At 61.5% G+C, this 26,322-nt stretch carries 25 protein-coding genes and 1 tRNA gene; 19 read left to right on the plus strand and 7 right to left on the minus strand.

Annotated features, from left to right (window positions below):
• From RlegSU303_RS01120 to RlegSU303_RS01130, 3 genes are all read left to right on the plus strand, one after another.
• Positions 1–384: a cupin domain-containing protein gene (locus RlegSU303_RS01120; RefSeq protein WP_131718643.1), complete on the plus strand. Its 384-nt coding sequence runs from the start codon at positions 1–3 to the stop codon at positions 382–384.
• Positions 385–399: 15 nt separating this feature from the next.
• Positions 400–2,613 (plus strand): 3-hydroxyacyl-CoA dehydrogenase NAD-binding domain-containing protein, encoded by a 2,214-nt coding sequence (locus RlegSU303_RS01125; protein ID WP_231283374.1) that lies wholly within the window; start codon positions 400–402, stop codon positions 2,611–2,613.
• A gap of 420 nt (positions 2,614–3,033) precedes the next feature.
• Entirely contained in the window at positions 3,034–3,243 is a 210-nt protein-coding gene (locus RlegSU303_RS01130; protein ID WP_003545273.1) for a cold-shock protein, read from the plus strand.
• 231 nt (positions 3,244–3,474) lie between these two features.
• On the opposite strand, the gene RlegSU303_RS01135 is transcribed toward RlegSU303_RS01130, so the two are convergent.
• Positions 3,475–3,975, minus strand: a complete 501-nt coding sequence (locus RlegSU303_RS01135; protein ID WP_017958895.1) for a MarR family winged helix-turn-helix transcriptional regulator — start codon at positions 3,973–3,975, stop codon at positions 3,475–3,477.
• A gap of 58 nt (positions 3,976–4,033) precedes the next feature.
• On the opposite strand from RlegSU303_RS01135, the gene RlegSU303_RS01140 reads away from it, so the two are divergent.
• Positions 4,034–4,438 carry a GFA family protein gene (locus RlegSU303_RS01140; protein WP_011650379.1) on the plus strand — a complete coding sequence of 135 codons (405 nt, stop codon included), beginning with the start codon at positions 4,034–4,036 and terminating at the stop codon, positions 4,436–4,438.
• 117 nt (positions 4,439–4,555) lie between these two features.
• Positions 4,556–4,999: a YybH family protein gene (locus tag RlegSU303_RS01145; RefSeq protein WP_017958896.1), complete on the plus strand. Its 444-nt coding sequence runs from the start codon at positions 4,556–4,558 to the stop codon at positions 4,997–4,999.
• A 4-nt stretch (positions 5,000–5,003) separates the two neighbouring features.
• Here RlegSU303_RS01145 and RlegSU303_RS01150 read toward each other — a convergent pair whose 3' ends face one another.
• Positions 5,004–6,206 carry an MFS transporter gene (locus tag RlegSU303_RS01150; RefSeq protein ID WP_151519622.1) on the minus strand — a complete coding sequence of 401 codons (1,203 nt, stop codon included), beginning with the start codon at positions 6,204–6,206 and terminating at the stop codon, positions 5,004–5,006.
• 137 nt (positions 6,207–6,343) lie between these two features.
• Between RlegSU303_RS01150 and RlegSU303_RS01155 the strand changes: the two genes are divergently transcribed.
• A complete protein-coding gene (locus RlegSU303_RS01155) occupies positions 6,344–6,901 on the plus strand; it encodes a TetR/AcrR family transcriptional regulator (RefSeq protein WP_094086759.1) in 558 nt (185 codons plus the stop codon).
• An 8-nt stretch (positions 6,902–6,909) separates the two neighbouring features.
• Here the strand turns inward: RlegSU303_RS01155 and RlegSU303_RS01160 are convergent, their stop codons facing one another.
• Entirely contained in the window at positions 6,910–10,425 is a 3,516-nt protein-coding gene (locus tag RlegSU303_RS01160) for a PAS domain-containing hybrid sensor histidine kinase/response regulator (RefSeq protein WP_151519621.1), read from the minus strand.
• Positions 10,426–10,632: 207 nt separating this feature from the next.
• On the opposite strand from RlegSU303_RS01160, the gene mscL reads away from it, so the two are divergent.
• From mscL to RlegSU303_RS01185, 5 genes are all read left to right on the plus strand, one after another.
• Positions 10,633–11,070, plus strand: a complete 438-nt coding sequence (mscL, locus tag RlegSU303_RS01165) for a large conductance mechanosensitive channel protein MscL (RefSeq protein ID WP_017958900.1) — start codon at positions 10,633–10,635, stop codon at positions 11,068–11,070.
• 111 nt (positions 11,071–11,181) lie between these two features.
• A complete protein-coding gene (locus tag RlegSU303_RS01170) occupies positions 11,182–12,348 on the plus strand; it encodes a pyridoxal phosphate-dependent aminotransferase (RefSeq protein ID WP_151519620.1) in 1,167 nt (388 codons plus the stop codon).
• Between the two features lie 195 nt (positions 12,349–12,543).
• Entirely contained in the window at positions 12,544–13,578 is a 1,035-nt protein-coding gene (gene galE / locus RlegSU303_RS01175) for a UDP-glucose 4-epimerase GalE (protein ID WP_131718648.1), read from the plus strand.
• Positions 13,579–13,685: 107 nt separating this feature from the next.
• A complete protein-coding gene (locus tag RlegSU303_RS01180; protein WP_231283375.1) occupies positions 13,686–15,644 on the plus strand; it encodes a putative bifunctional diguanylate cyclase/phosphodiesterase in 1,959 nt (652 codons plus the stop codon).
• Positions 15,645–15,725: 81 nt separating this feature from the next.
• On the plus strand, positions 15,726–16,778 hold the full coding sequence (locus RlegSU303_RS01185; RefSeq protein WP_231283376.1) for an enoyl-CoA hydratase/isomerase family protein: 1,053 nt from the start codon (positions 15,726–15,728) through the stop codon (positions 16,776–16,778).
• Positions 16,779–16,789: 11 nt separating this feature from the next.
• Here RlegSU303_RS01185 and RlegSU303_RS01190 read toward each other — a convergent pair whose 3' ends face one another.
• Together RlegSU303_RS01190 and RlegSU303_RS01195 are read right to left on the minus strand one after the other, a co-directional pair.
• Complete coding sequence (locus tag RlegSU303_RS01190; RefSeq protein ID WP_231283377.1) at positions 16,790–18,847, minus strand: ATP-dependent helicase; 2,058 nt, start codon at positions 18,845–18,847, stop codon at positions 16,790–16,792.
• A 107-nt stretch (positions 18,848–18,954) separates the two neighbouring features.
• A complete protein-coding gene (locus RlegSU303_RS01195; protein WP_094087684.1) occupies positions 18,955–19,221 on the minus strand; it encodes a hypothetical protein in 267 nt (88 codons plus the stop codon).
• Between the two features lie 182 nt (positions 19,222–19,403).
• Between RlegSU303_RS01195 and RlegSU303_RS01200 the strand changes: the two genes are divergently transcribed.
• Positions 19,404–19,664 carry a BON domain-containing protein gene (locus RlegSU303_RS01200; RefSeq protein WP_094086754.1) on the plus strand — a complete coding sequence of 87 codons (261 nt, stop codon included), beginning with the start codon at positions 19,404–19,406 and terminating at the stop codon, positions 19,662–19,664.
• Between the two features lie 115 nt (positions 19,665–19,779).
• Entirely contained in the window at positions 19,780–20,040 is a 261-nt protein-coding gene (locus RlegSU303_RS01205) for a hypothetical protein (RefSeq protein ID WP_094086753.1), read from the plus strand.
• 239 nt (positions 20,041–20,279) lie between these two features.
• On the opposite strand, the gene RlegSU303_RS01210 is transcribed toward RlegSU303_RS01205, so the two are convergent.
• Positions 20,280–20,522, minus strand: coding sequence for a DUF982 domain-containing protein (locus RlegSU303_RS01210; protein WP_011650393.1), 243 nt, complete (start codon positions 20,520–20,522; stop codon positions 20,280–20,282).
• Positions 20,523–21,191: 669 nt separating this feature from the next.
• Here RlegSU303_RS01210 and RlegSU303_RS01215 point away from each other — a divergent pair.
• The 3 genes from RlegSU303_RS01215 to RlegSU303_RS01225 all read left to right on the plus strand — a co-directional run bounded on the left by RlegSU303_RS01215 (position 21,192) and on the right by RlegSU303_RS01225 (position 23,820).
• On the plus strand, positions 21,192–22,118 hold the full coding sequence (locus tag RlegSU303_RS01215; protein WP_231283378.1) for an aldo/keto reductase: 927 nt from the start codon (positions 21,192–21,194) through the stop codon (positions 22,116–22,118).
• Positions 22,118–22,792, plus strand: coding sequence for a formylglycine-generating enzyme family protein (locus tag RlegSU303_RS01220; protein WP_231283379.1), 675 nt, complete (start codon positions 22,118–22,120; stop codon positions 22,790–22,792). Before RlegSU303_RS01215 ends, RlegSU303_RS01220 begins: the two co-directional genes overlap by 1 nt.
• 176 nt (positions 22,793–22,968) lie before the next feature.
• A complete protein-coding gene (locus RlegSU303_RS01225; RefSeq protein WP_094086751.1) occupies positions 22,969–23,820 on the plus strand; it encodes a helix-turn-helix domain-containing protein in 852 nt (283 codons plus the stop codon).
• A 133-nt stretch (positions 23,821–23,953) separates the two neighbouring features.
• Here the strand turns inward: RlegSU303_RS01225 and RlegSU303_RS01230 are convergent.
• Positions 23,954–24,028: transfer RNA gene (locus RlegSU303_RS01230), tRNA-Thr, on the minus strand.
• Between the two features lie 154 nt (positions 24,029–24,182).
• On the opposite strand from RlegSU303_RS01230, the gene RlegSU303_RS01235 reads away from it, so the two are divergent.
• The 3 genes from RlegSU303_RS01235 (at position 24,183) to RlegSU303_RS01245 (ending at position 26,317) form a co-directional block, all read left to right on the plus strand.
• Positions 24,183–24,377 carry a hypothetical protein gene (locus tag RlegSU303_RS01235; RefSeq protein ID WP_003556333.1) on the plus strand — a complete coding sequence of 65 codons (195 nt, stop codon included), beginning with the start codon at positions 24,183–24,185 and terminating at the stop codon, positions 24,375–24,377.
• A 107-nt stretch (positions 24,378–24,484) separates the two neighbouring features.
• The gene (murA, locus tag RlegSU303_RS01240) at positions 24,485–25,777 is read left to right on the plus strand and encodes a UDP-N-acetylglucosamine 1-carboxyvinyltransferase (protein ID WP_017958913.1); all 1,293 of its coding nucleotides are present in this window, start codon (positions 24,485–24,487) and stop codon (positions 25,775–25,777) included.
• A 108-nt stretch (positions 25,778–25,885) separates the two neighbouring features.
• A complete protein-coding gene (locus tag RlegSU303_RS01245; RefSeq protein WP_017958914.1) occupies positions 25,886–26,317 on the plus strand; it encodes a DUF2948 family protein in 432 nt (143 codons plus the stop codon).
• The last annotated feature ends 5 nt before the right edge of the window (positions 26,318–26,322 follow it).

Here is a 26,322-nt window from a genome sequence, read left to right on the forward strand (position 1 = left end):
ATGGGCTTCAACACCGGCACGATCGAAACCGAATATGCCGAGGTCAGCGAGCACTGGTCGCCCCGCGTCATCGCCGATCTCAACGGCCAGAGCGTCAAGCTTGCCAAGGTTAAGGGTCAGCTCGCCTGGCATTCCCACCGCGACGAGGACGAGCTTTTCCTGATCTGGAAGGGCGCGCTGACCATCGAATATCGCGACCGTCCGCATGTGCATCTGAACGCCGGTGATTTTCATGTCGTGCCAATGGGTGTCGAGCATAATCCGGTTGCTGAGGAGGAATGCTGGATCGTGCTTTTCGAGCCGTCGCTGACCAAGCATACCGGCGATGTCGTCACCGAAAAGACGAAGACCTTAGACGCGCAGCGCAGCCATTTGCCGGCCTGATCGGGGAGGAACCCAATGACCTACACCAATTTCACGCTCGAAACCGACGCCGACGGCATTTCTCTCGTCACCTGGGACATGCCCGGCAAATCGATGAACGTCTTTACCGCGGAGGTGATGGCCGAACTTGACGCGATCATCGACGCCACGACCGCCGGTGCCGCCATCAAGGGTGTCGTCATCACCTCGGGCAAGTCCTCCTTCTCCGGCGGCGCTGATCTTTCGATGATCAAGTCGATGTTCAGCTCCTATCAGGATGAGAAGGAAAAGAGCCCGCAAACGGCGGTGCAGAACCTCTTCGGTTTGGTCGGCCGCATGAGCGGCCTGTTCCGCAAGCTCGAAACATCGGGCAAGCCCTGGGTTTCCGCCATCAACGGCACCTGCATGGGCGGCGCTTTCGAACTGTCGCTCGCCTGCCACGGCCGCGTCGCCTCCAATGCCAAGAGCGTCAAGATCGCACTGCCCGAAGTGAAGGTCGGTATCTTCCCCGGCGCCGGCGGCACGCAGCGTGTGCCGCGGCTGGCGAACGCCCAGGATGCGCTGCAGATGATGACGACGGGCCAGTCGCTGACCGGCTCCCGCGCCAAGGCGATGAACCTCGTCCACCAGGTGGTGGAGCCCGATCAGCTCATCGCGGCCGCAAAGCAGATGATCAAGGATGGCCTGAAGCCGGTCGCCCCGTGGGACGAGAAGGGCTTCAAGGCGCCCGGCGGCGGCATCTGGACGCCGGCCTCTGCCCAGCTCTGGCCGGCAGCTCCGGCGATCCTGCGCAGGGAAACATCGGGCAATTATCCGGCAGCGCTTGCCATCCTGAAATGCGTCTACGAAGGCTTGCAGGTGCCTTTCGACACCGGCCTGAAAATCGAGCAGCGTTATTTCACCGAGGTGCTGCAGACCCGCGAAGCCTTCTCGATGATCCGTTCGCTGTTCATCTCCATGCAGGAGCTCGGAAAAGGCGCCCGCCGCCCGGCAGGTCATGCGAAGACCGAGCTGAAGCATGTCGGCGTCGTCGGCGCCGGTTTCATGGGCGCCTCGATTGCTTATGTCACCGCCGCCGCCGGCATTCCCGTGACGCTGATTGATCGCGACATCGAAGCGGCGACCAAGGGCAAGACCGTCTCCGAAGGTCTGGTCAAGGATTCTGTCGGTAAGGGGCGTCTTACGCAGGATGAAGCAGCTGCACTGCTCTCCCGCATCACACCCTCGGCAGACTATGCCGACCTCACCAATGCCGACCTCGTCATCGAGGCGGTGTTCGAGGATCGCGAGGTGAAGAGAGCGGTCATCGAGGCGGTCGAAGCCGTGCTGCCGGAAGGTGCGATCTTTGCCTCCAACACTTCGACCCTGCCGATCTCAGGTCTCGCCAAGAATTCGAAACGCCCGGCCGATTTCATCGGCATCCACTTCTTCTCGCCTGTCGAGAAGATGATGTTGACCGAGGTCATCCTCGGAAGCGACACCGGCGACAGGGCGCTGGCTGTCGCTCTCGACTATGTTGCAGCCATCAAGAAGACGCCGATCGTCGTCTACGACACCCGCGGCTTCTTCGTCAATCGTTGCGTGCTGCGCTACATGTCGGAAAGCTACGACATGCTGATCGAGGGCGTGCCGCCTGTCATGATCGAGAATGCCGCCAAGATGGCCGGCATGCCGGTCGGTCCGTTGGCGCTCAACGACGAGGTCGCCATCGACCTCTCGCTGAAGATCCTCAAGGCGACGGTCGCCGATCTCGGCGAAAAAGCCATCGACCCCAGGCATATGGAACTCATCTCCCGCATGGTGGAAAAGGAGGGCCGTTTCGGCCGCAAGAATTCCAAGGGCTTCTACGACTACCCGCCGAAACCGGCGAAGAAGTCCCTCTGGCCAGACCTCAAGACCTACTATCCGCAGAAGCCGACGGATGAGGTTGACGTCAACGTCCTCAAACAGCGTTTCCTCGTCACCATCGCGCTGGAAGCCGCCCGCACGGTGGAGGAAGGTATCGTCACCGATCCGCGCGAAGCGGATGTCGGCTCGATCCTCGGATTCGGCTTCGCGCCCTATACCGGCGGGGCGCTGAGCTATATCGACGGGATGGGTGCCAAGGCTTTCGTGGAACTGGCTGAAAAGTTAGCTAATACTTACGGAAGTCGCTTCAAGCCGACGCCACTGTTGAAGGACATGGCCGCCAAGGGCGAGACGTTCTACGGACGGTTCGACCCCTATGCGAAGATGGGGCAGGCGGCTTAGGCCTCTGTATCTGCCGCGGCGCGCTCCTCTGCCCTGCCGGGCATCTCCCCCACAAGTGGGGAGATTAGCTGGGCGCGACGGCTTCCCCTATCATATCCGTTACGGCAAGACGCCGAAGAGGTCCGGTGAGCCGGCGGCTTGCCGATCTCCCCACCTGTGGGGGAGATGGCCGGCAAGCTAGAGGGGGCTGGACACGCACGACGTCAAAGAAATCCTCCCTCAGCCCGCTCGACTTTCCCTTGCTGCGGCCTTGCCACGGACACAATTTCCGATTACATGTTCGCGCATCGATCTTGCTAGATGAACTTTGAAACGGCCTCGCGTCGTTCCTGGCGAACTTCCTCCAAAATCGGTTTTCATCGCCGCTCGGCATTTATCCGAGCTGCAGTCTTCTATGAACGATTCGAAAAGGATATCGTCATGAGCACAGGTACCGTAAAGTGGTTCAACGCAACCAAGGGCTTCGGCTTCATTCAGCCGGATGACGGCGCAGCCGACGTTTTCGTCCACATCTCCGCCGTTGAACGCGCTGGCATGCGCGATCTCAAGGATGGCCAGAAGCTGTCTTACGAGCTCGTCCGCGACAACAAGTCCGGCAAGATGTCGGCAGACCGCCTCCAGGCGGCCTGAGCCTTCAAGGCTCTAAATATCATCTCCGGATCGTGACCACGGATGTACTGGCACTTTTCGTTGAGATAGCAGGGAAGGTCGGGTTAACCCGGCCTTTTTTTGTGTCTGGTCGGTTGATGCTGTGCCCAGTTGGCGGAGTAGCCGGCCACGGCACGATCTTAAAGAATCTTTCGTTTGGTCAAGCTGAATACGGCGCCGGCGACAACAAATCCTGCAAGACAGCAAAGCCCCTCAACCGCCGGCCGTCTCGCCACCCTCCAGCATCTCCATCACCCGCGCCATCACCGCCCGTGCCGCATCGAGCTCGGCTGACGTGAAAGCGGCGCCTAGCGCGTCGGCCCAACCGGCTTGCGCGACCTCGATGACACCGAGCCGCGCCGCCCCTTCTTCCGTCAGTCGCACCAGCTTGGCGCGCTGGTGCTGCGGGTTGTCGGCATAGGCGATCAGGCCTTCGCTCTCCAGCACGTCGGCAAGCCGCTGCACGCCCTGGCGGGCGAGGCCGAGCGCGCGGGCGATCTGCGCCACCGACATGCCGCCGCGTCGTGCCGCGGCCAACACCTGCCAGCGCGCGCTCGTCTGTCCCGCCGGCTTTGCCAACTGGTCGCCCGCCGCCGTCAGATGACCGGCGAGGCGAAGGGCGGTGATTGCGAAAGCGGAAAAGGCATCCCCCTCCATCGTTCGCTCCGGTCGATTTTGTTTGACAACATGTTGTCGATTTTGTATCTCATCCATAATGACAACATATTGTCATATCAGTAGACTGAAGGCAACGCCGAAGGAGGAAAGCGCCGTGAAGAAAACCTACAAGGGAAGCTGCCATTGCGGCAAAGTGCATTACGAGGTGGACATGGACCTCGAGGAGGGCACCGGCCGCTGCAATTGTTCGATCTGCGCCAAGCGTCGCTATTGGGGCGCCAACGTCAAGCCGGAGGACTTCCGGCTGATGTGCGACCAGGCGGAGACCTCCGACTATCAGTTCAACACCATGAGCGGTCATCACCGCTTCTGCCGCACCTGCGGTGTGCCGGCCTATGGCGACGGTTATGTCGAAGCGATCGGTGGCGCCTATGTCTCGATCAACATCGCCTGCCTCGACGATATCACCCCTGAGGAACTGGCAGCACTGCCGGTCCGTTATGCCGACGGCAGGCACGATGCCTGGTGGAACGAACCGGCGGTGACGAGTTATCTCTAGAGCATGATGCCGAAAAGTGTGAGCGGTTTTCGGACGACATCATGCTCAGCTCGAAGTCGATGTCGGATCGTCGTCCTCCCCTTCGTCCTCTGTCAATAACGCAGAAGGAGACCGATTGTGAAAGACGAAGCGAATGCCAGGATCGACGAAGAGGCGATCATCGCCATGCTGATGATGCGGGCCAAGGCGCTGGGCGAAAAAAATGCCAAGGATGCGCTTTCCTACGAGACCGAGGATGAGATCGAATTTTCGCTGGCGCCGCCGCTGGTCTATTACGGCAAGGACGAGGCGGGCCTGCAGGCCTGGTTCGATACCTGGGAAGGCCCGATCGGCGGCGATGTGCGCGATGCCAGACTGACGGTTGGCGAGGATGTGGCTTTCTGGAGCGGCCTCACGCGCATGACCGGGACCAAGACCGACGGCGCCGCCGTCGATCTGTGGTTCCGCCAGACCCTCGGCCTCGTCAAGCAGGATGGCCGCTGGCTGGTTGCCCACCAGCACGCCTCGGTGCCCTTCGCCATGGATGGCAGCGGCCGGGCGCTGCTCGATCTCAAGCCGTGAAGTGTCAGGCAGCACTCCCCGCGACCTTCCGCCGGTCGGCGCGAATGCTCACCAATCCGACGCCCATCAAAAGCAGGATCGCCGTCGCATAGATATCCGTCGTCAATGCGTAACCGGCCGACTTTGCCAGGAACCCGGCCAGGATCGCCGGCAGGCTGAAGGCGAGGTAGCTCTGGACGTAGAAGGCCGATAACAGTCCGGCCCGCTCGTCCGCCTTGGCAAGCGGCATGATGGTGCCGATCGACCCGAGGAAATTGGTGCCGAAACCGACGCCGGTAAAAATCGTGCCGACGAGCAGCAGCGCCACATTGGCAAGATGCACGCCGGCAACGACCGTCAGGATGCCGAGCGTCTTGGCCGACACGCCGAAAGCGAGATTGGCCGAGGCCGTCTTGCTGCGCCTGAGATAGACGGCGATTGCTCCGCTCACCATCAGCGCGGTGACGACGGCCCCGCCCGTCAGCGGCGCCCGGCTGCCGGTCGTGCTGGCGACCAAGGACGGGACCAGCGAGAGATAGAAGCCGGCAAGCGTCCAGTTGGCGATGTTGATCGGCGTCACCAGCGAGAGCGGCCGCTTCACCTGCTTGGGAATGGTGACCCGCGGTATCAGCGAGCCGAGCGCGCCAGGCCGCGTGCCGCCGGTCTCGCCTGTCAGCCAGATGGCGGCTGCCTGCAGCGTGAAGGCGACGAGCAGCAGCGCATAGACCAGATGCATCGGGAAGGGGCCGTATTGGATCAGGGCGCTGGTGCCCACTGCCCCCACCGCCATGCCGCAAAGCGGCGCGATCGAATTGACGATCTGTCCCTTTGCCCGGTCGACATCGACGAGCGCCGCTCCGATCGAGGCGCCGGCGATTCCCGTTGCCAGTCCCTGCACGATCCGTGCTGCAATCAGCCAGCCGGGACCGCTCGCGACGACGAAGAGGCCCATGGCGACGATTTCGAGCGCGAGGGCGAAGAAGATCACCGGCTTGCGGCCGAGGTGGTCGGAGATCGAACCGGCGATCAACAGCGCCGCCAGCAGCGCGAAGGCATAGACCGCAAAGATCACCGTGATCAGCACCGGCGAGACGGAGAAGTTTTCCTCATAGATCCGGTAGAGCGGCGTCGGTGCGGCGGAGGCGCCGAAGAAGGTCGCGAGCGTCAGCGCATGAAAGCCGATCGAGGGGCGCGGCGAATTCTTGGTGGATTTGGCTGCGGCGAACATATATAAGCCCCTTAAAGCTAAGCCGTTGCTTTAGCCTATGTAGAGCCGGCATTTCGTAAAAGCAAATTATTTGCGTTAATAGGTCTGTCAAAGATTTTGAACCATCGGTGGCAAGGAGAGAAAGTCGGGTTGCACACGTGACAGTGAAAGAGAATCTCCGTCCGGGCGGCAGAAGCGCCCGGGTTCAGGCATCGGTGCACAAGGCGGTCCGTGAGCTGATGGCCGAGATGAGCCGCGCCGACGTGACGATCCCGCTGATTGCCGGCAAGGCGGGGGTAACGCCGTCGACCATCTATCGCCGCTGGGGCGACCTGCACGAGCTTCTTGCCGATGTCGCCGTCGATCGGCTGCGGCCGGATATGCAGCCGATCGATGCCGGCAGCGGCAAGGCCGATCTCGAAACCTGGGCCGAGCAATATGCCGAGGAAATGTCCTCCGGTCCGGGCCGCGAGATGATCCGCGACGTGCTGGCGGCGCAGGCGGGCGCGAACGCCTGTAAATGCAGCGAATATACCCGCCAGCAGATCGACGTCATCGCCGAGAGGGCGAAGGCCCGCGGCGAGGCCTTTCCGGATGTCGAGCGCGTCATGGACCAGGTCGTGGCGCCGATCATGTACCGCATCCTGTTTGGCGACGTGCCGGCAACAGCGCGCGTGCACGATCTGGTTGCGCGTGTCATGGGCACGACGGACTGAGTTTTGTGTTACTCCGCGGCGGCGCGCTTGATGCCGGAAATCTGGGTGATATAGGCGCGCAACGCTGCCGGCCGCACCGGCTTGTGCTGGACGGCGATGCCGTATCGCTCGGCCTCGCTGCGCACCTCCGGCGTGCGGTCTGCCGTGATCAGCAAAGCGGGGATATCGGCGCCGAACTGCCGGCGCAGATGCAGGATCGCGGCAATGCCGGTGCCGTCGCCGAGATGGTAGTCGGCGATGACGATATCAGGCGCTCCCTCCTGGCCATCGACGGTGTTGGCGTCGGCGAGGCAATTGAGCGACTCCACCTCGCAGCCCCAGCCGCTGATCAGGAGCCGCATGCCTTCGAGGATCTTCGGCTCGTTGTCGATGCAGAGGATCTTCAACCCGCTCAGCGGCTGGCCGGGGCGGTCGGCGGGCGCAATCGCTGCTGCAGCCGCGGCCGTGCGCGACACGTCGAGCGGCATGGCAATGCGGAATTCCGTGCCCTTGCCATGCGTCGACTGCAGCTCGACCGGATGGTTGAGCACGCGGGCGATGCGGTCGACGATCGACAGGCCGAGCCCGAGGCCGGAGGCGGTTTTCGCGCCTTCGTCCAGCCGCGCGAATTCCTTGAACACGGTGCGGAATTTCGACGGCGGGATGCCGATGCCGGAATCGATCACCTGGATGATCACCTGGTTGCCGCGCCGCCGCGCCCCGACCAGCACCTTGCCTGAAATCGTGTATTTGATGGCGTTGGAGACCAGGTTCTGCACCAGCCGGCGCAGCAGATTGGGATCGGAGCGGACGCGCAGCGACGTCGGCATGACCACCAGCTTCAGCCGCTTTTCGCGGGCGATCGGCGCAAAATCGGTCTGGATACGCTCCAAGAGGTCGGATAGCGCGACGGAGGCGAGCCGCGGCCGCATGGCACCGGTATCGAGCCTGGATATATCGAGCACCGCGCCGAGAATGGTCTCGACCGATTCCAGCGCGGAATCGATGTTGCGCACGATCGGGCTGTTGTCGGATTGCGCCATGCGCTCGACCAATGCCGAGGAATAGAGCCGGGCGGCGTTCAGCGGCTGCAGGATATCGTGGCCGGCGGCAGCGAAAAAGCGTGTCTTGCCGATATTCGCCTCGTCGGCGGCGGCGCGCGCCTCGCCGAGTTCGCGGTTGACGCGGGTAAGCTCGGCGGTGCGTTCGGCGACCCGCTGCTCCAGCGTCTCATTCGCCTGTTTCAGCGCTTTATCGGCACTGACGCGCTGGGTGATGTCGGTGAAGGTGGCGACGATGCCCTTGTCGGGCATGGCATTGGAGCGCACTTCGATGATCCGCTCGCCGCCGCCGAGCACCAGCGAAAAGGGTTTGTCGAGCGTCAGGAAATGCCGGACCGTCTGGCTGAGATCGCCGGGCGCGATGTCGCCGCGCTGGCTGAGCGTGGTAACGATTTCGGACAAGGGAAAACCGACCTGGCCGGCATTCTCAGGCAGGTCCAGCAATTGCCGGAAGCGCCGGTTCCAGATCGTCAGCCGGTTGGAACTGTCGAAGACGGCAATGCCCTGGTCCATCTGCGAAAGTGCTGTCTGCAACATGTCCTGGTTATATTGCAGCGCCTCGCTCGCCTGGTCGAGCAGCCAGGCGGTGTCGGAAGAGGCATCCTCGATCTTCTGCAGGATCAATGACAGCACCAGCCGGGCCGAGGACGAGCCGATGGCGCTGCCGAGCAGCTGTTCGCTGAAATGGATGAGCGCCATGTCGGCCGGCTGCTCGTCTTCCAGCTTGCGGCCGGAGCTTTGTTCGTAGGTCGTCAACGAGCGCTGCATGCGCTCTTCGCCGAGGTAGCGCGAGATCGCCGCCTTGAGATCGCCGACGCTGATGCGGGTCTTCCAGCCGCGCGTGGCAAATTGCGAACGCGAATGCCGCTTGACGAAGATGCCGGCCTGGATGCGCTCCAGCGGCTTGGCGTTGCGGGTGAGCGAGCCGACGACGAAGAAGGCGGTGTTGACCATCAGGCTCATCGCCGTCGCGTTGACCAGCGGATCGGCGTCGGGAGCAGTGAACAGCGTGGTCCCGGGAAAGATGAAGCCGAGCACGGCGCTCGCCACATAGGAATAATCGGGGCCGCCGAGCGAGGGCAGGAACAGCAGGTAGATCCAGATGACGAAGCCGGAGGTCAGCCCGAGGATCGCGCCGCGCGCATTCGCCCGCCGCCAGATCAGCCCGCCGAAAAGCGCTGGGGCGATTTGCGCGATCGCGGCAAAGGAAAGAAGGCCGATCGAGGCAAGGCCGGCGGTGCTGTCGGTCGAGCGGTAATAGGCATAACCGAACAGCAGCACGGCGAAAATGGCGCTGCGGCGGATGTTGAGCAGCGTCTTGGCAAAATTGTCGCGCTGGCCGGCGCGGCCGGCGAGTTTGCGCCTGAGGAAGATCGGCATGATGATGTCGTTCGACACCATGATCGACAGTGCGACGGAATCGACGATGACCATCGCCGTTGCGGCGGAGAAACCGCCGATGAAGATGATCAGCGAAATGACGGGCATCTGGCCGGCAAGCGGCAGCGACAGCATGTAGAAATCGGCATTGCCGGTGCCGCCGAAGGTCAAGAGCCCGCCGATTGCCACCGGCAGCACGAAGAGATTGATGGCGATGAGATAGGTGGGAAACAGGAAACCTGCGAGTTTCAGCTGTTTCGGAGTTCGGTTTTCGACAACCGTCACGTGGAATTGCCGCGGCAGCAGGATGATCGCAAAGGCCGACAAGATGATCAGGGTGATCCAGCGGCTGATCGGCGTATGGTAGTTGAGCGCCGACATGACCAGCTCATTGTCGACGGTCTTGCGCCAGAGATCGGTCGGGCCATCGAACAGAAACCAGATGACGCAGACGCCGGCCGTCAGGAAGGCGACGAGTTTGACCACGGATTCCATCGAGACGGCGAGGATGAGGCCATCCTGATGTTCCGTCGCATCCGTATGCCGCGTGCCGAACATGATGGCGAAGCAGGCAAGCACCAGCGTTGCGGCGAGCGGCAGGTCGAGAAAATAGAGATTGCCGCTGCCGATGCCGTAATCGGACGGATTGACCATGGCGCTGACGGTGCTCGAGATCGCCTTGAGCTGCAGCGCGATATAAGGAATGGCGCCGATCAGCGAGATCAGTGCGACGATCGTGGCGACCGTCGGGTTCTTGCCGTAGCGCGCGGCGACGAAATCGGCAACCGAGGTGAGCTTCTCCGCCTTGGCGAGCTCGATGATGCGGCGAAGCAGCGGCATGCCGAGCGTGAAGACGAGGATCGGGCCGATATAGATGCCGGCAAATTCCAGGCCCCGTTGCGCCGCAAGCCCGACGCTGCCGAAATAGGTCCAGGAGGTGCAGTAGATCGCAAGGCTCAGCGCATAGACCACCGGCCATCCGCTCAGCGTGCCCGATCCGAGCGTGCCCTGGCTGCGGTTCTTGCGGTCGCCATAGCTAGCCACGGCGAAAAGCAGGAGCAGATAGCCGAAGGCAGACGCGAATATAACCCAGCCTGGAAGCATTGACCCTCCGCCGGCGGAAACCCGCCGGGACCTCCCGCAACGCGGGTCAGCTTAGGTCATTTCAGGCACTTTGAAAATTGCCGGCCATCTAGGCCTTAAGTCAAAGACCGCGGGGGAGGTATTGCCGAATAATTGCGATTGCCGATTGATTAATTGCAATGAAGATGTAGCTAATTAACACAATTGTATCAAAGGGAGACGGATCCGATGCTCAATGAGTTCAAGGCCTTTATCGCCCGTGGCAATGTCATGGATCTCGCAGTCGGCGTCATCATCGGCGGCGCCTTTGGCGGCATCGTCAAATCTTTGGTGGATGACCTCATTATGCCGATCGTCGGCGCCATTTTCGGCGGCTTCGATTTTTCGAATTACTTCCTCCCACTCTCGTCGGCCGTCAACGCGCAGTCGCTCGCCGCTGCCCGCGAGCAGGGAGCGGTTTTTGCCTATGGCAGCTTCCTGACCGTGCTCATCAACTTCCTCATTCTCGCCTGGATCATCTTTCTGATGGTCAAGGGCGTGAACACCCTGCGTGCCCAGGTCGAGCGCCAGGAAAAGGCGGCACCGGAAGAGCTGCCAGCGCCGCCGGCAGACGTTCAGCTGCTGACGGAAATCCGCGATCTTCTCGCCACGCGCCCGACGGCTTGATCCTGTCCGCTGCGGCCGGGCTCATTCATCACCAAAATCGATATGCCATCACTGGATGTCATGGGATTTGCCGGCGTAAATCCGCTATGAAGGCGGAAACCGGAGATATGCATGTCGATCGTCAGCAGCCTCAGCCCGCGCGCCCTGGCGGCGCCCGAAAGCGGGATCGTCGAACTCGTCAACTATGCCCGTGGCCGCGAAGGCCTGCTGCCGCTCTGGGTGGGTGAGGGCGATCTGCCGACGCCCGAATTCATCAGCAGAGCGGCGATGGATGCGCTTGCCGCCGGCGAGACATTCTACACCTGGCAGCGCGGCATTCCGGAGCTTCGCCAGGCGCTTTCGGATTATTACAACAGACATTTCGGAATCCGTCTTCCTGTCGAGCATTTCTACGTTACCGGTTCCGGCATGCAGGCGATCCAGATTGCCGTGCAGGCGCTGACCTCGCCGGGCGACGAACTGGTTTACCTCTCGCCTTCCTGGCCGAATATCGCCGCCGCCCTGGAGATAGCAGGTGCGCGCTCGCTCAGCGTCGAGCTGCAGTTCGAAGGCGGCAAATGGGCGGTCGATCTTAACCGCATCGAAACCGCGATCACCCCGAAGACCAAGGGCATCTTCATCAACACGCCGTCGAACCCGACGGGCTGGACGGCAACGAAACAGGATCTTGGCGATATTCTGGCGCTTGCCCGCAAGCACGACCTCTGGATCCTGGCAGATGAAATCTACGCCCGCTATTATTTTGCCGGCGGCCGCGCGCCCTCTTTCCTCGATGTGATGGACGAGGGCGACAAGATCATCTTCGTCAATTCCTTCTCGAAGAACTGGTCGATGACCGGCTGGCGCGTCGGCTGGATCGTCGCGCCGCCGGAGATGGGCCAGGTGCTCGAAAACCTCATTCAGTATTCGACATCGGGGGTGGCGCAGTTCATGCAGAAGGGCGCCGTCGCAGCCCTTGATCAAGGCGACGATTTCGTCGCTGCCAATATCGCCAAGGCGGCCCGCTCCCGCGATATTCTCTGCGATGCGCTAATTGCCACCAACCGCGTCGAGACACTGAAACCGGACGGCGCGATCTACGCCTTCCTGAAGATCGACGGCGTCGCCGACAGCCGCAAGGCAGCGCTCGACATCGTCGACAAGACAGGCGTCGGGTTAGCACCCGGAACAGCCTTCGGCCCGGGCGGCGAACTCTTCCTGCGCGCCTGCTTCCTGCGTGACCCCGCGCAGGTGGCGGTCGCGGCCGAGCGCCTCTGCGACTATATCGTCAAGCTCTGAGAAGCGTCGCCAAGTCGATTTTGTGCCGGAATCGCCGGATCGATAAAACTCTAGCAAAGCCCGAAATCGGCCTCTAACCACGACTCCAAACATACCCGTTCAAAGGCCTTCCAAAGGCCGTTCGATAAGAAACTTGGAAAGAAAAACCGGCGCCTGATGCCCCTGCTTATAAATACGAAAGCGGGGATGCGGGACATGGCGGTTTTGGTGACGGGCGGGGCCGGTTATATCGGCAGTCACATGGTTTGGGCGCTGCTCGATGCGGGCGAGGATGTGGTCGTGCTCGACCGCCTCTCCACAGGCTTTCGCTGGGCCGTGGCGCCGGCGGCGCGTTTCTATCTCGGCGACGTTGCCGATCCCGATATATTGAAAAAGGTCTTCATCGAAAACGACATCGAGGCGATCATCCATTTCGCCGGCTCCGCCGTCGTCCCGGTCTCGGTCGCCGATCCGCTCTCCTATTACGACAACAATTCCGGCAAGACCCGGGCGCTTCTGAGCGCTTCGGTCAAGGCCGGTATCCGCAACTTCGTCTTCTCCTCGACGGCGGCCGTCTACGGCCAGCAAAAGACGGATCTGCCGGTGAAGGAGACGGCCCCCCTCAACCCGGAAAATCCCTACGGCCAGTCGAAGCTGATGACCGAATTCATGCTGCGCGATGCCGCCGCCGCCTATGATTTCAACTATGTCGCGCTTCGCTACTTCAACGTCGCCGGCGCCGACCCGCATCATCGCGCCGGCCAGTCGACCTCAGGCGCCACGCACCTCATCAAGGTCGCCTGCGAGGCAGCGCTCGGCAGGCGCGACAGCGTCCATGTCTACGGCATCGACTATCCCACCCATGACGGCACCGGCGTGCGCGACTACATCCATGTCAGCGATCTCACGGATGCACATCTGAAAGCGCTGCAGCACCTGCGCAGAGGCAAGGGCTCGCTCGTCGCCAATTGCGGTTATGGCAGCGGCTATTCGGTGCTCGACGTGTTGAACATGGTCACCCGCCTGCACGGGCATTCCTTCAAGATCCACATGGCGCCGCGCCGCGCCGGCGATTCGGCAAGCGTCGTCGCCGACGCTTCCCTCGCCCGGCAGGTGCTCGACTGGAAGCCCAGATACGATTCGCTGGAAACCATCGTCCAGAGCTCGCTCGATTGGGAACTGTTCCTTTCGAACAAGAATGTCGATGACCTGCACAGCATTCACCGGGCACTCGCCGCCGCGTCCTTCTGATCCAGGAACCCGTTTATCATCCCCGCGCCCGCGGGGGCCGCATGCCGTCACGTGAATAAGGAAATCAAGCTTTCTCTGGCTAGCTCGGGGCCAACGGAAAAGAGAAGATGAAGAACTTTCTCGCCTCATTGCAGCTGCAAAAAGACAATCCGACGCTTTCGGCGCAGTTCCGGGCCCTGTCGTCGCAGATCCCCATTCTCTATGTCCTGCTGATCATCAACGCCCTTGCGGTGGCGATAACCCACCTCAAATCCGCCCCCTTTTGGCTCTCGCTCTACATTCCCGTGGCCTTGTGCGTCGTCTGTGTCTTCCGTCTCTGCTGGTGGGAGATCAGGGGCAAGGAAAACGTCACCGCCGAGCAAGCCTACAGGCTGATGAAGGTGACGGTATCAGGCGCCGGCATCTTGGCCGTCGCTTTCGGCGGCTGGGCGATCGCGCTTTACCAATATGGCGATGCTTCCCAGCAGGGTCAGATCGCCTACTTCCTCGTCGTGACAGGCATTTCCTGCATCTTTTGCCTGATGCACCTGCCGATGGCGGCAGCGCTGACCACGGTCATCACTTTCTCGGCCATGGTCGCGACCTTCTTGTTCTCGGGCAATCCCGTTTTCGTCGCGACGGCCATCAGCGGCCTCTTCCTGATCCTGCCCTTCCTCAGGGTGATCAACAGCTATTTCCAGAATTTCGTCGGTCTCGTGCAATTGACCGAGGAGCTGAAGCAGAAGCAGGCGGAAGCCGAAGAGCTGAACCTCGTCAACAGCCGCAATGCGCTGCATGACCAGCTGACCGGCCTTGCCAATCGCCGCAGCTTCTTTCTCTCGCTGGAAAAACGGCTGCAAAAGAATCCGTCTTCGCCGCCGGTCCTCGGCATTCTCGATCTCGATGGCTTCAAGCCGGTCAACGACGTCTTCGGCCATGCCGCCGGCGACCTCGTGCTCAAGGAGACGGCCCGCCGCTTCGTCGCGCTGGTCGGCGAAGAGGGCATCGTCTCCCGTCTCGGCGGCGATGAGTTCGGGATCATCTTTCCTTGCTCGATGACGCGCCAGGCGATCGCCGATCTCGGCCAGGCGCTCTGCGCTGCCGTCCGCGACCCCTTCGAAATCCCCGACGGCTCGGTCCGCGTCTTCGGCTCCTGCGGCATCGTCTATCCCGATATCGGCACATACACCGCCGAGGATCTCTACGAGAAAGCGGACTTCGCTCTTTACCAGGTCAAGAGCAAGCGCAGCAGCGGCGTCGAATTCTTTTCAGCCGAGCACGAGAAGATCCTGACGCAGCGCCATCTGATCGAACTCGAACTGCAGGCGAATGATTTCGCCAAGGAATTGAAACTCGATTATCAGCCGATCGTCGACTTGAGGAGCGGCCGCGTCGTCGCTTACGAGGCGCTCGCCCGCTGGGACAGCGCCCGCTTCGGCCGCATCAGTCCCGAAGCCTTCATTCCCGCTGCCGAGCGCACGGCGGTCATCGGCCGCATGACCCGCATCCTCTTCGCCAAGGCGCTCGAAGCGCTGGCGATCATTCCACGGCATCTGAGCCTGTCTTTCAATCTCTCCGCACGTGATATTTGCGACCACGAGACCTCGATGGCGCTGCTGGCCATGATCACCCGCTCCGGCATCGATCCGAAGCGCATCGAGTTCGAGATTACCGAGACCGCATTGCTCTCCGATTTCGACACCGCCGACCAGGTGATCACGATGCTGCGCGCTGCCGGCATCTCGATTGCGCTCGACGACTTCGGCACCGGCTATTCGAGCCTCAGCCATATTCATCGTCTCGCCTTCGACAAGCTGAAGATCGACAAGTCCTTCGTGATGAATTTCGATCGTGACGCCCGCTGCATGAACATCACCCGCTCGGTCGCCAATCTCTGCCAGAATCTCGGCATTGCATCCGTCGCCGAAGGCGTCGAAAGCGAAGAGATTGCCGAGGGATTGAAGGCGATGGGCGTTCGTCTGGCGCAGGGCTATCATTTCTCGCGGCCGCTGCCGCTCGAAGTTGCCATCGATTACGCCGCCCGGTGCGAGGCCGCAGCCTCCGCCCGCAATTCGCTGTCTGCCTGAGCCAATCTCCGATCGGTCTTAAATCGACTGGAGCGAAGCTACGTCGTCGTCTATTCATGGTCTCAACAGATGAGGTGAACCATGCAAGACGGCGAAGTCATCATTGAACGGCGGGGGACCGTGGGCGTGATCCGCCTCAACCGGCCGCGGGCGCTGAACAGCCTGACCCTGCCGATGATCCGGGCGATCACTGCGGCCCTTCACGCTTTTGCCGGTGATCCCGAGGTGGCAAGCGTCGTGATGGTGGGGGAGGGCGAACGCGGCTTTTGCGCCGGCGGCGATATCCGCGCCCTGCATGAGAGCGCCCGCGCCGGCGATGGCCTCGCCGGCACCTTCTGGCGCGAGGAGTTCCGCCTCAACCATATCATTGCCTCCTATCCCAAACCCTATGTCGCGCTGATGGACGGTATCACCATGGGCGGCGGCGTCGGCCTGTCCTCGCACGGTCGCCACCGCGTCGTCACCGAGCGCACGCGGCTTGCCATGCCCGAAACCGGCATCGGCTATGTCCCGGATGTCGGCGCCACCTGGCTGCTGCCGCGTGGCCCCGGCGAGGCCGGAACATGGCTCGGCCTGACAGGGCTCGATATTGGTGCTGCCGATGCGATCTACGCTGGGCTTGCCGATCTTCAGATCGCCTCGTCGCGGCTCGGAGAGGTGATCGATGCTCTCTCCGGCCTGCCGCGCGCCAGCTCATCCGGCGATGTCGATGCCGTGCTGCAGGCGCTTTCTGAGCCTCAGGGAGAAAGCCGGCTGCGGCAGAACGCGGCGATGATCGATCGCGCTTTTCGGTTCGACAGCGTCGAGGAGATCCTGGCAGTACTCGCCGGGGAGGAAGGCGAATTTGCCGCCGAGACGCGCCGGGTGATGCTGACGCGTTCACCGACCAGCCTGAAGCTTGCTTTGCGGCTGCTCAGGGCCGGCCGCAGCAGTGCCTCGCTTGCCGAATGCCTCGGCCGCGAACTCGGTGCCTGCCTGCAGATGCTTGATAATCCCGATTTCTTCGAGGGTATTCGCGCCGCCGTCATCGACAAGGACCGCAATCCGCAATGGTCGCCGGCGTCAGTCGATGCCGTGGAGTCAGCAAGGGTCGAATTTTTCCTGAAACCAGCCGAGCCGCCGCTTTCACTCTGAACGCTATCCGGTTATCGCCACATGCCGCGCATGCGGGCGCCGACATCGATGCGCACCTGCCGCGCTTGGGCTTGAGCGGCCTCCGATTTCCCCTGCGGCCAGCTGCAGGGCTCGAAGAACTGGAGCAGGGTCGCGGGAATGAAGCGGCTGCGTGAGGCATAGACGTGCCGGTCGCCCTGCGAGTTCTGCCCGTAGGTGAAGAAGCGTTGCGGCACGACGAGGTCAAGACCGTCCCGGGCGCGCGTCATGGCGACATAGAGCAGCCGGCGTTCCTCTTCGATTTCGGCGGTTGTGCCGACGGCGAGATCGCTCGGTATGCATCCGTCGACGACGTTCAGCATGAATACCTTCGTCCATTCCTGGCCCTTGGCGGAATGGATGGTCGACAGGATGAGATAGTCCTCGTCGAGAAGCGGCACGCCCGCCTGGTCGCTGGTCGCATCCGGCGGATCGAGGGTGAGCTCGGTGAGAAAGCGCTCGCGCGAGGCATAACCGCTAGCGATCTGCTCGAGCTGCAGCAGGTCGGCCTGCCGCGTTGCTGCGTCCTCGTGCAGCCGTTCCAGATGCGGCGCGTACCATTGCCGCGCCAGGCCGATCTCTGCCGGCCAGCCGGCCTTGCCGGTCTTCAGCTCCTGCAGCATCGAAACGAACATTGTCCAGTCCTCGCCGGAGCGCGGTGGCGCCGGCATTGCAGCGAGAGCAGAAATCGGACTGGCATCCTCGGCCATCAGGTCGAGCGTCTTCTGCGCAGTCGACGGCCCGACGCCCGTCAGGATCTGCATCAGCCGGAAGCCCGCCACCCGGTCGCGCGGATTCTGCGCGAAGCGAAGGGCAGCCAGCATGTCCTTCACATGCGCGCTGTCGAGAAACTTCAGCCCGCCGAACTTGACGAAGGGGATGTTGCGCCGGGTCAGCTCGACCTCCAGAGGCCCGCTGTGATGCGAGGCGCGGAAGAGCACGGCCTGCTGCTTGAGCGTGAGGCCTTCCTCGCGATTGTCGAGCACCATGTCGGTGATATACCGCGCCTGCTCGGCCTCGTCGCGCACGGTGACGAGGCGTGGCCGCTCGGACGATTGCCGCTCGGTCCAGAGGTTCTTGGTGAAGCGCTCCGAGGCGAGATCGATGACGGCGTTGGCGGCCGCGAGGATCGGCTGCGTCGAGCGGTAGTTGCGGTCGAGTGTGACGATATTGGCGGCCGGGCTGAAGGCGGCGGGAAAATCGAGGATGTTGCGCACTGTCGCGGCACGGAAGGAATAGATCGACTGCGCATCGTCGCCGACGACGGTCAGCCCCTGACCTTCGGGCTTCAGCGCCAGCAGGATCGAGGCCTGCAGCCGATTGGTGTCCTGATATTCGTCGACCAGCACATGGTCGAAACGGCTGCCGATATCCTCGGCAATCATCGCTTCGCCAACCATCTGCGCCCAGTAGAGCAGCAGATCGTCGTAATCGAGCACGTTCTGGCTCTGCTTGGCCTCGACATAACAGGCGAAAAGTTCGCGCAGCTGTTTCTCCCACCCTGCGCACCAGGGAAAGACGTCGCGCAGCACGAGGTCGAGCGCGGTTTCCGAATTCACCGCCCTGGAATAGATGGCAAGGCAGGTGCCCTTTGTGGGAAAGCGGCTTTCCGTCTTCGAGAAACCGAGGTCGTGCCGGATCAGGTTCATCAGATCGGCGCTGTCTTCGCGGTCGTGAATGGTGAAATCGGGGTCGAGGCCGATCTGCTGGGCATAATCGCGCAGCAGCCGCGCGCCGATGCCGTGGAAGGTGCCGGACCAGGAAAGCGCATCCGCCATCACGCCGGCATTCGAACCGAGCACGTCGCGGCAGATGCGTTCGACACGCCGCGCCATCTCGGCGGCTGCCCGGCGCGAGAAGGTCATCAGCAGGATGCGGCGGGGGTCGGCGCCCTTGACGATCAGATGGGCGACGCGATGCGCCAAGGTATTCGTCTTGCCGGAGCCGGCGCCGGCAATGACCAGCAGCGGCCCGGCAATATGGCTGCCGTCGATGAGCGTGCCGTGCTCGACGGCCATGCGCTGCTGCGGATTGAGCTTTTCGAGATACATCCAGCCGTCCGGTCGGGCTCCCGCAGAATCACCGCGGAAAGATTAGATGTTCCTTGAATGTTCGCGATTGCTGCCTCTGTCAAGCGATCTGGCGCGCGAGCAACATTTCAGTCGGGGAAATCCGGGCCGATCTCGCGCCGCACCAGCTTCAGGCTGCGGTCGGGCTGAAGGATATAGGTTTCCTCCACGCGCTGGCCCGTACCGTTGTAGAACTGGTTGTAGATGGCGCTGCCGACCGGCGACTTGCTGAGCTTCGTTCGCGGCTGGCCGCCATAGGTAATGCTGCCGGGAATGGGTTCCAGCGCCGGCGTATCGGCCGCAGAGCAGCCGGCAAGCAATGCCCCGCCAAACAAGGCGGGCAGAAGCGCTTTCATCGTCGTCATCCCTCTTTCGACTGCAGCCAGATATGGAAGTCGCGACGTCTTTCGCCAAGGGTCGTCCATGCCAGGGTCCATAGGAAGCGCTCTCAAATAGGCTCCTCCATGCGTGGCGCACCGCAACGAAATGCCTCGCCGCGGCGTTAACAGATATCAACTGACATCAGGAGACGGTCACTGTGCTCGGCTTTGCAGCATTCACGAACTATGGGGAATCCGGCCGGCAGGATCACATCGACGCGGCAACACGCGCCTCGGTGGAGTGCGCACTTCATGCCGCAGGCGATATCGAAGCCATAGACATCATCGTCACCACTTTAGGCTCATATGTCATCCTGGAAGGTTCCGTGCGCCGGCGGGGCGATGTCGAGCGGGCGATCGAGATCGCCGAGAGCGTCGTCGGTCGAGGCTATGTGCGCAGCCGCCTGCTGCGACGCTGAAGTCGAAAGATGGGATGCTGCGCCGGCCCTGTGCTCAACTGTCCTTGCAACGCATAAAGGGAACCAAGTGCTCTCCCGCGTGTTGAAATGCCGGACCTAAACGCTGGAGACTCCCATGCAGCTGCTTCCTCGCCTCTGGGCAACGACCTTGATAGTGGGTTGCGGTGTCCTTGCCGGCCCCGCCCATGCATCGCTCGAAACCGGCACGAATTATTCCGCTTTGCCGAAGGACCAGATCGCCCTCAACGAATATACCGGGGCCGTCGCCTGCACACCGGTAGAGCCGCATTATCTCCCCTCCTTCATCCGCGCATCGGATGGCACGATCATCGGCGTCGGTTATATCGAAGTGGAGAATGAGGGCGCGGACTGCTGAAACATCCGCTTTGCTCGGACGAGGCTCGCCTGCGTGTCCGCAGAGGTGACGAGCCTCTAACCATCATCATGATGGCTGGTCGTCTTCTATTGATGCAGGTGTACCAGGCGCAACGCCCTTTTGCACCAAAACCCGGCGCGCACTTGCTGCAGGGTTAAACTAAAATTAAAGCATTGTTCCGTTCCGGCACGCTTGCGCGCCCAGAAGGCGAAAATCGCCCGAAATTCCTTGCCGAAGTGCTAATGCAACTTCAGCTTCGCCTCTTCGGCGGCCGCCAGGAACTCGGCTCTTGCTTCTTCCACGCTCTTGCGCCCATCGAGCGCCGCCCGGCAGGCGCTGCGGGCCTTGATATAACGAAGCCCGCGCATACTCGGCCACAGATCCGCCAGGCACTTCAGCGCATCGAACGGCCCATTGACCGTTCGCGCATCGGCACCTTCGAAACCAACCTTGACCGGGCTGTTCCATCTTTCAGTTGCCATCGATGCTCCTCCACGATTTTCGACAGAAACGAAGTGCAGCATCTCCCAGTTCCTCCGGGGAGACTCTGCGATAGTTAATATTCTAGCGTGATTTCCACGGGCAGCAATGGCGGATAGGTTGCCGATGGTGAGGCGAATTGGCTGTTTTCGTTAGACGCACACACGCGAAGAATACCCAAAGAGGAGTTTTTAGAAGCCGCAGAGACGTCCGCTGACGACGCTTTCCTTGCGCGTCTCTCCATTGAGGTCATCCCAAGACTGCAAAGGGAATACTTGCGAGCTACCCTGAAGTCGCAAGAAGGCTCCGTGATAGATCTCGGGAGGGCGCGGGCGCTCCGAGTTTTTGAAGGAAGTTATGGGATTGCTCTCGGAGACCGGGCACTGCGAACCCATGAATTCATGTTTCAACGCCTGACCCTGCCATGTCCACACAAAATTGGTCAGGATTGCGTCAGTTGGTGAGGATCGGGAGCGCATCGCTGCGGCATGGGCCTTAACGTCGATGCTACCGCAACAAGGACGCATCCAATGTCATTCCGACCAATTGAAGGATTTTTTCCAAGTCGTCGCCAGCTTCTCGTCGGAGTGGTCGCGACAACTGCTACTTCCATATTTGGTGCCGGTGTTTCGATACGGGAGGCACGAGGGCAAGGAGGACCGGCCCCCATTATGCGACCTATCCCGAAGACCGGCGAGATGATCCCGGCCGTGGGGCTTGGAACGTTCGAGACCTTCGATATCCGGCCAGGCGAAGCTCGCGACAATGTCCGTGAGGTCATCCGGCTGTTCCATGAGCGAGGCGGCAAGGTCATCGACACTTCGCCGCTCTACGGAATGTCGGAGGTGAGCGTGGGAGACTTCATCACCGACCTCGGCATTTCCAACGACATATTCGTCACCAACAAGACCTGGGCGACAGGCGACTACCTTTCGGACAACAGTCATTCGGAGCGCCAGCTCAGGCAGTCTCGCGAACGGCTGTGGCGGGACCGGATCGACGTGCTGCAGGTCCATAGTCTCGAAAATCATGATCAAGTGCGTCACTGGCTGGCGCAGAAAAAAGCGGAAGGCTCCGTACGTTATATCGGCATCACCCAGTGGAGTCCTGAGTACTACGACACCATGGAGCGGCTGGTGAGCACCGGCACGCTGGATTTCGTTCAGATCGCCTATACGATCCTGACCCGCGCTGCCGAACAGAGGCTGCTGGATGCCTGCGCTGCCAATGGCGTCGCGGTGCAGGTCAACATTCCGTTCGAAAAGGCGCGGCTCTTCACTCCTATTGCTGGACAGCCGGTGCCGGACTTCGCGAGGGAAATGGGGATTGAGACCTGGGCGCAATATTTCCTGAAATGGATCATTGCGCATCCGGCGGTTACAAACGTCATCCCGGCAACCAGCCAGCCGCAGCATGTCATCGATAATATGGGGGCACTCTACGGCGATCTTCCCGATCGGGCGATGCGCAAACGCATGGCCGACCATTATACTGGGCTGACAGGCGTCGCGGACGCGCTTAAACAACCTCCTTATCCCGGCAAGAACTATGGTGGTGTCGTCACATGGCCTTTCCCGCGAACCCCGCAACGTACCTGATGCTCACATACCTGATCGTCTCTGAATCATCTTCATTCGCGAGCGACCGTGTAACACTCAACGGTTTCGCCATTGATCGAAGCGAAGTCAGTATTGCTGACTTCGCAGACTTTGCTGATGACCGGAATTTTCGCACGGAGGCCGAGCGAGCAGGCGGTGGCCACGAATGGGGAAGCGGCTGGGAGCGCCGGCCTGGCTGGGCATTCCGCACACCTTTTGGAAATGCTCCGGACAATATGACCGAGCCGGCGGTTCATGTCAGTTGGCCCGAGGCGCGTGACTACTGTGCTTCCGCTGGAGGCCGGCTTCCGACGAGGGCCGAGTGGGAATTGGCCGCCTATCATGAACATGGCGGCGGTGAGAACTTTTTAGTTGACCGGACGTATCCCTATCCGACGGGAGAAACACCTGATGGGGCCAACATCAATGAAAATGATCCATGGCCGCGCCACGCACCAGCACGCGCAACTCGCGCTGGTGTCAACGGTCTCTACGACATGGGTGGAAACGTATGGGAGTGGCTTTCCGAACGTGAAGGGGCAAACGCTCTGACAGCCGGCGGCTCATGGTGGTATGGACCAGACAAGATGCGCAGGCAGGCGATGCAATGGAAGCCGGCCGACTTCTATGTAGTCTACATCGGTTTTCGATGTGCATATGATTTGGCGCGTTGATGCCGCGGGTCTTGGGACGATCATTAGCCCAAATCCTGCTCACCGGCAATTGAATGACCGATGGGCTTACAGAGCAAATAGGCTGATGCGACAGCGGTCAGTCTGACCTATCTTTCAAATGGACGTCAGCCGCTCGACGGCATCCGATTGACGCAATATTTGGAGTTGGCCAGATAATGCCGCAGCAAGTTAAAAGCCCAGCTTGGCAACTGACTAGACCACCCAACGACCATCTCAAAGCCATTTGGTCGGGCGGCTATTTCGAGACCGCCCGACGTGGTCCGACGGTCGAGGTCGAAGGCAGGATTGCACCCGATCATCACCTCATCATGGTAACCTTGAACGGTGGAGCAAACCAGCATCGCTTTCGTACCGACGATGGCTTTCGCTACGATGGTAGGGACACGAAGGGAATGGTTTCGTTCCTGCCCGCAGGCTGCGGTCGTGATCTCGTGTTACGCAATGTCGCCTGGGAGTGGGGCGCCATCGCAATAGACCCGATGACGGTGCGCCGTCATGCCTTCGACATGGGACCATTCCTTATTGCCGGGGATGACTTCATTTACGGGATGGCCGCTCAGATGAGCGATCTTTTGCAATGCGACCGAACATTGGACCAAAGTTATTGCTCGTCCATGGCGCTCGCTCTCACGGAATACCTCTCTCATCACAGTCGTCGCGACGCGCCGATGGCTTGTCCGAAATACACCCTGACGGTCAAACAGCTGCGCGAAACACACGAGAGAATAGACGGCCGTCTGTCTGGACCGATTGCGATCTGTGACCTGGCGACCCCGCTCGGCATATCGGAGGGCCACTTCTTCCGCGCATTTCGTGGCGCTACCGGCCAGACCCCGCTCCAGGCGATCTCAGCCCGACGCATGGATCGCGCCGCGCAACTGCTGACCGAGACAGATCTGGACGTGACGGAGATTGCAGCCAGATGCGGCATCGAGAGCCCCAGCCACTTCGCGCGGCTGTTTCGAGCGCATAAAGGGATATCGCCATCGGGATGGCGGCGACTGTAGGTCAGCCTCTAACGGCCAAACATCCAAAGCACGACTGACAACCTACTCGTTCCCGGTCCCATCGACACCAATCTCCGCCACTTCATGCCGATGAGTCGAGACAGCCGTCTGGTTGATTTTGCTGATGAAAAACTGGTGCTGCCGAGTGGGATTGAACCACCGACCTCACCCTTACCAAGGGTGTGCTCTACCACTGAGCTACGGCAGCAGGACCAGTACCCGCGCGAGCCATGTGGCTCAATCGCGAGAACGGGGGGCTATTGCCACAGCTTGACGGCAAGCGCAAGCAGCAAATTCCAACTTCGCGTGGATTGGGATGCAAGGGCCTTTTGGATTAGCGCGAATTCGGCTAATCCTGTCGCATGAACGAAAAGACCGAAACCGGCCAGCAGAGCCGCAAGCAAGCGATCGAGGCACAGGCAAAACTGCGCCGTGAGCGCGCCGCCGAAAAGCTCAGGGAAAATCTGGGTCGACGCAAACAACAGGTGCGCGCCCGCCGTTCCGGCCAAGCCGACGAAACAAATGGGCTGCCCGCCGCAAAAATGGACGAATCGTAATGTTCCGTCCGTCGCGAATTGAAGCGTCTCGATAAATCCCCTAAACACCTCACTCCTTATTTCAAGGCAGAACTTTCAGGAAAGGCGGGCGCTGCCCGTAAGCGCACATGGATCGTATCAGAATCGTCGGCGGTAATGAGCTGAATGGCATCATTCCGATTTCCGGCGCCAAGAATGCCGCACTGCCGCTGATGATCGCCTCGCTTCTGACCAGCGATACGCTGACGCTCGAAAACGTGCCGCATCTGGCCGATGTCGAACTCTTGATGCGCATCCTCGGCAATCACGGCGTCGACGTCGCCGTCAACGGCCGCCGCGAGCGCCAGGAAGATTCCTATTCGCGCACGATCCATTTCACCTGCCGCACCATCGTCGATACGACCGCATCCTATGAACTGGTCTCGAAGATGCGCGCCTCCTTCTGGGTCATCGGCCCGTTGCTGGCGCGCGAAGGCCATTGCCGCGTTTCGCTGCCGGGCGGCTGTGCCATCGGCACGCGCCCCGTCGATCTCTTCATCGAGGGCCTGACGGCGCTCGGCGCGACCATGGAGATCGATGCCGGTTATATCAACGCCAAGGCGCCTGCCGGCGGCCTGATCGGCGCACGCTACACCTTCCCGAAGGTCTCCGTCGGCGCCACCCATGTGGTGATGATGGCGGCAACGCTTGCCCGCGGCACGACTGTCATCGGCAATGCCGCCCGCGAGCCTGAGGTCGTCGATCTCGCCAACTGCCTGAACGCCATGGGCGCCAAGATATCGGGCGCAGGCACGGCGACGATCACCGTCGAAGGCGTCACCTCGCTTTCCGGCGCCCGCCACCGCGTGCTGCCGGACCGCATCGAGACCGGCACCTATGCCATGGCCGTCGCCATGGCCGGCGGCGACGTCGTGCTCGAAAATACCGACATGGCGTTGCTCGAAACCGCGCTGGAAACGCTGCGCCGCGCCGGTGCGGAGATCTCGTCGACCAACAACGGCATGCGCATCAAGCGCAACGGCGCCGGCATCAGGCCGGTCGATATCGTCACCGATCCTTTCCCGGGCTTCCCGACCGATCTGCAGGCGCAGTTCATGGCGCTGATGACCCGTTCTTCCGGCGTCTCACATGTCACCGAGACCATTTTCGAAAACCGTTTTATGCATGTGCAGGAGCTTGCCCGCCTCGGCGCCAGGATCTCGCTGTCCGGCCAGACGGCGAAGATCGAGGGTGTCCAACGCTTGCGCGGCGCGCCCGTCATGGCGACCGATCTGCGCGCCTCCGTCTCGCTCGTCATCGCCGGCCTTGCCGCCGAGGGCGAAACCACGGTCTCCCGTGTCTATCACCTCGACCGTGGTTTCGAACGGCTCGAGGAGAAGCTGACCCGCTGCGGCGCCATCGTCGAGCGCATCAGCGAGTAAGCACCGTTCATCCCGGTTGCGTAATTGGTCGCCGCGCCTTATTTCCCTTGTCTGACGCATCGCCATTCCGGCGGTGCCCGGCGTAGGCCGGTAATGGGATGAGGCTGAATGACCGACCTGAAACTTGTTGCGCTCGATAACGAGGATCTTGCGATCATGTCCGCGCATATGCAGGACAGCGTCTTCAAGGTCGGCGACATCGACTGGTCGCCGCGCGACGCGCAGTTCGCGCTTGCCGCCAATCGTTTCGTCTGGGAAGGTGCCGAGCGCAAGCGCAAGGGTTTCGAGCGCCGCCGTGCTGCCCTGGTCTTCAAGCGCGTGCTTGCCGTCCGCTCGCTTGGCATCGATCGTGGCAAACGCGACGAGGTGCTGTCGCTGCTGGCGCTGCGCTTCGAGAAGAAGGGCGAGGGGCCCGATGGTACGATCGAGCTGGCGCTGTCAGGCACGGCCTCGATTGCGCTCGATGTCGAATGCATCGAGGTCCAGCTGGCCGATATCGGCGGCGCCTGGGAGGCTTCGTCAAAGCCTCGTCACCGCTAATGCAT

The organism is Rhizobium sp. SU303 (assembly GCF_021052345.1).
Taxonomy (GTDB): Bacteria; Pseudomonadota; Alphaproteobacteria; order Rhizobiales; family Rhizobiaceae; genus Rhizobium; species Rhizobium laguerreae.